Raw genomic sequence first — 5,028 nt, forward strand, 5'->3', positions numbered from 1 at the left:
CCATTTAATCTCTGGTTTACAGGTTTACCCGCATCCGGGAAAACAGTTATCGCAGATGCTGTTTACGTTGAATTAGAAAAAATGCAAATACCCATCGAACGAATAGACTCCAAAGATATTCGTGATCTAATTCCTAACATCGGCTTTTCAAGAGAAGAACGTAACAGACATCTAAGTAGAGTGGGGCACTTAATCAAAACGTTACAAAATAATTCCATCTCCACTGTCGCTTCTTTTATTAGTCCCTATAAAGAATCACGTAAAGCATTAAGAAATATGGTGAAAAATAACATTGTTGTTTATGTGAAAACGGATATTGAAACCTGTAAAAAAAGAGACACAACCGGAAGTTATGAAAGAGCACTTCGAGGTGAGCTGAAAAATTTTACGGGCATCAGTGATGTGTACGAAGAACCGGAACATGCTGAAATTGTGATTGAGACAGAGAAGCTGAGTATAGAAGAATCAGCACAAGTCATTACTAACTATATTAAAAAGCACTATATGAAATAACTTCTGCGCAAATAAAGCTATAAAAAAAGCCGCTAGAAAAAACTAGCGGCTTTTGTATATCAGAACTATTCGTCACCGATAACTTCACGAATACGTTGAGCGATGTAGCTAACATGGGTTTCCAGAGCAAAATGGCCGGTCTCTAGTAACTCGACCACGGCATTTGGATTATCTCGCTTATAAGCCTCTGCACCGGGTGGGATAAAGAAAGGATCGTGTTTACCCCAGATAATCAGTGATGGAATTTGAGTGTCTCGAAAGAACTGCTGAAACTTGGGATAGATTTTCAGGTTATTTTGATAGTCAAGAAACAGGTCTAACTGAATCTCTTTATTGCCTCCACGTTCAAATAAAAATGTATCCAGATAATAAGCTTCCGGTGCTAACAACTCCTCATTTTCTACTCCATGAGCATACTGCCAGCGTGTACCTTCCAGATTAAGAATAGCATCATGTACTACCTGACGATTTTCTGCATTTGGTTCATCCCAATATGCTTGAACAGGTGCCCAGGCATCACCTAGACCTTCCATATAAGCATTACCATTTTGTGAGATAAAGCCGGTTACACGTTCCGGATAAGCTAATGCCAGACGCAGACCAGCAGGGGCACCATAGTCAAATACGTAGATGGAGTATTTATCCAGCTTCAGCGTATCAACAAATTTCACCAATGTGTCGCCCAAGCTATCAAAGTTATAAGTGTAGTGGCGAGTAGCAGGCACCTCAGTAAAGCCAAAGCCAGGTAAATCAGGCGCAATAATATGGAACTTATCAGCTAACAAGGGAATGAGTTCACGGAATTGATGTGATGAACTTGGAAAACCATGTAGCAATAAGAGTGTGGGTAATTTGTCATCACCGGCTTCACGGTAAAACAACCTCACACCATCAGTCTCTACAAATTTATAACGAATAGGATGATGTCTGTTTTTAGTCATTCTTCTCTCCTTTATTGTGTAACTTCTAAAATGTAACTTTTCAGGTTACATGTGCAGTGCAGTATGTGAGTTTTTATGTAACTAGTCAATTGTGTTTTTAATGGTTACAATGTTATGTGAATAAACTGAGTGAGAAGGTATGACCAACGCTAGAAATATAACCAGAAAGCCTATTGTTATTGCTGATCATCCTGTATTGGATATGTTGAATACAGTGGCTATCGTGAATAAACAGCAGGACGATTTTTGGCAAACGGATGAAGATGTTATTTATTGGTTGGAAACTGTAGCGAATATTAAGCTCACTTCACATAAAACGTTTAAGCAAGGCGAGTTACTCAAGACTGCAAGATTGTTAAGAGAAGTCATTCGTAAGCTGGTGGTAAAAAAGAAAGGGGATTCGCTAGACAGTATTAAGTCTTTAGAACCTTTTCTTGATGCATCGCTGAGCTGGGTCCGTCTGCAAAAAAATGCGGAAGGGCAATGGCAGCAACACCGTTGTTATAAGCAGGATACGGTCGAACAAGTTTTTGCTCCGATAACAGAAGCAGCCGCTGCACTATTAGCAGAGGTAGATTTTAATCTGGTCAGAGTATGTGAACACGAGGAGTGCATACTGTGGTTTTTAGATCGCACCAAAACACATAAAAGACGCTGGTGCAGTATGGCGCTTTGTGGCAACAGACATAAAGTGGCTAAATACAGAAAGCAAAAAGTCCAATAAATCTTACAATCATGGCTGGCAGAGTCCACGTAACTCAAATGGTTACAAGAGACTTTTGTCAGTTATTCTCTCCAATATTTCAAAATTCCACTTTTTTCAAAAATCATACTTTTGGCTGATAGTTTTTAATGCCAAATTTCTTTATGCTCCATCCGCTAATGAGTTTGTTAATTAAAGATTGCCTAACATCATGTGAATCAAAGCGGAAAGCCTCAGGAGCAATGCCTACATGAGCTGGATTACACAGGTAAATCGGATATGAGAAATGCATACACACTTTCTGCTTTACCTAAATTTACTAAGCCCTTTAGGTGATGTCGTGGATCAGTTTTTGCCAACTCAACATACAAAATCAAGCAAGCTAATTTTGCCAAATAGAGGGTATGCATGTGACAAAAGAAAGTTATTTTTATCTGTAGTTAATTGATTAATAAAGATAATAAATAAACTGAAAACCAAAAAATATTGAGTGTGACCTTACCAGCACATGAAGACACCTTTAATTACAAACCTCGTTTAAAAATAAATTAAGAAATAAGATGAAATCACCGAACCAAATATTCACAAAATCGCCTCGTAGGAAACTAAAATCACTCACCAAAACTATGTTGCCGTTGATATATTTTGGAATGAGCCATTATGCCACCGCAGACACGCTTTATTGGGATGGAACAGATACTACCAGCGGTAATGGGTCTCCAGTGGGTGGTTCGGGAAATTGGAATACGTCTACCAACTGGACTAGTGATGCTTCAGGCACAACTAACCAAGCTTGGGGAGACGGTGATAATGCAGTGTTTGATGGCACAGGCGGTACAGTAACTTTGGATTCCGCTCAGTCTGTCGGAGATATAACATTTAATTCCGATGGCTATTTATTGACCAAGACTAATAATGCCAATGCAGTTCTATTTGCTAATCCTGTCAATACATATACCGTGACAAATGCTGATCATACGGCAACTATTAGAACTATTGTCGGTATGTTTGGGGGCGTATCACCTAATGCATTAACCAAGTTGGGCGATGGGAAGCTAATCCTGGCAGGTTTTAAAAACTACACTGGCGATACAACCATTTCTGCAGGAACATTAGAAACGCGCAGTCTAGCTATCAGTGGAAACATCATCAACAACAGCGTGTATATAGTGAATATAGGGACAAATGCGACAAGCTTCTATAGTAGTACTCTAAGTGGCACTGGCGATTTAGTTAAATCAGGTGGTGGCACTCTCGTTTTATTGAACTCTAACATCTACACTGGCCGCACCACAGTCATTGATGGCACGCTAATGACTAGGAATCTATCAGCTTTGGGCAACAATAGTGCCGTTAGCGTGAATAACGGTACCCTAGCCGTCGATAGCCAGAGCTTAACCATTGGTTCACTGGGAGGTACGGGTGGAATGGTCGACATAAAAAGTGGCCAACCACTAACAACAGGGTCCGACAATACTTCAACCACATATAATGGTGTGATTTTAGGTAGTGGTCAGTTAACTAAACAAGGGGCTGGCAGCTTCATCTTAACCGGAAATAATTCATACTCAGGCATCACAACTATTTCTGCTGGCACTCTACAAATCGGCGATGGTGGCACGACTGGAACCTTAGGTACTGGCGACGTTATCAACAATAGCTCGCTTATTTTTAATCGTTCTGATGCATCAAGCTACGCTGGTGCTATCAGTGGCACAGGTAGCTTCACTAAACAGGGCACAGGTCTTTTTAATTTAATCGGCATCAATACATACACTGGGGCTACAACAGTCAACTCAGGTACCCTGTCAGTCAACGGCTCAATAAGTAATTCCATGACTACCGTGAATAGTGGCGGAACGCTGGGTGGTACTGGCACCATGGGTGATGTCTTTATCAATGGCGGTACCTTTGCTCCCGGTAATTCCATCGGCACCATCAATGTGTCGGGAGATGTGGATTTTAGTGGCGGCGGTAACTACGATGTAGAAGTGAATGCAGCAGGGAATAGCGATAAAATCGATGCAACAGGCAGCGCCACGTTAACCAGCGGTATCGTCAATGTGAAAGCGGCACCAGGCACTTATGCGTATGCCACAGACTATACGATTCTTACCGCCACCGGCGGACTGGGTGGTACAACCTTTGATAGTGTGAATGCCAATCTGGCCTTTTTAACGCCGACCTTGAATTATGATGCCAATAATGTGTTTCTTAAGTTGACTCGCAATAGTACTAACTTTAGTGATGTGGCCAGCACGCGTAACCAACGAGCAGTGGCAATGGCTATTGATAACAACACTAGCCAGCTAAGTGATTTAGTAAGTCAGATCACGCCCTTATCCAGTTTAGCTGCAAGACAAGCTTTTGATAGTTTGAGTGGTGTTCAGCACAGCAACAACCAACTGATCACCCGTTCCGTAGCTTCACAGTTTAATCAGTTATTATTCAATCATGGCAGTCAAAGTGGATCTGGCTCACTGGCCTTTAATAATCAGTTCAACGTTAGTGGTATGAATTCTGGTTCAGCATCCGGCCTGCCACAACAACGAGGCTGGTGGGCACAGGGCTTTGGCAGTTTTAACGACATTGATGATAGCCATAACGCACGCGGTGCTGACTATCAAACCAGCGGCTTGGCATTTGGTATTGATGCTGATTGGCATGAGTTTGTGATGGGGGTCGCAGGCAGTTATGCCCACACTGATGTTGATCCTTATTCAGGTAACAGCACTATCGATTCATACCAAGCGGCCACTTACGGTAGTTGGCAACAGGATCAGATCTACGTTAATGCTAGCCTTGGCTTTGGTTTGCATAAAGTGGATGCTTCACGCACGGTTACCATGGGCTCTTCGGTTAGTACGGCTA

The 5,028-nt window shown here is 41.7% G+C and carries 4 protein-coding genes; 3 read left to right on the top strand and 1 reads right to left on the bottom strand.

From position 1 onward, the window contains the following. Window positions 1–513, top strand: a 513-nt coding sequence (cysC, locus tag B4K20_RS04980; RefSeq protein ID WP_289282092.1) for an adenylyl-sulfate kinase, incomplete at its 5' end; no start/stop codon positions are given. Between the two features lie 65 nt (window positions 514–578). Here the strand turns inward: cysC and B4K20_RS04985 are convergent. Continuing rightward, complete coding sequence (locus B4K20_RS04985; RefSeq protein ID WP_289282093.1) at window positions 579–1,454, bottom strand: alpha/beta fold hydrolase; 876 nt, start codon at window positions 1,452–1,454, stop codon at window positions 579–581. Between the two features lie 139 nt (window positions 1,455–1,593). Between B4K20_RS04985 and B4K20_RS04990 the strand changes: the two genes are divergently transcribed. Together B4K20_RS04990 and B4K20_RS04995 are read left to right on the top strand one after the other, a co-directional pair. Beyond that, the gene (locus B4K20_RS04990; RefSeq protein ID WP_289244684.1) at window positions 1,594–2,178 is read left to right on the top strand and encodes a CGNR zinc finger domain-containing protein; all 585 of its coding nucleotides are present in this window, start codon (window positions 1,594–1,596) and stop codon (window positions 2,176–2,178) included. A 629-nt stretch (window positions 2,179–2,807) separates the two neighbouring features. Continuing rightward, the coding region (locus B4K20_RS04995) for an autotransporter outer membrane beta-barrel domain-containing protein (protein ID WP_289282094.1) at window positions 2,808–5,028 on the top strand (2,221 nt) is incomplete at its 3' end.

Origin of the sequence: Methylophaga sp. UBA5088 (assembly GCF_002414625.1) — a bacterium.
Taxonomy (GTDB): domain Bacteria; phylum Pseudomonadota; class Gammaproteobacteria; order Nitrosococcales; family Methylophagaceae; genus Methylophaga; species Methylophaga marina.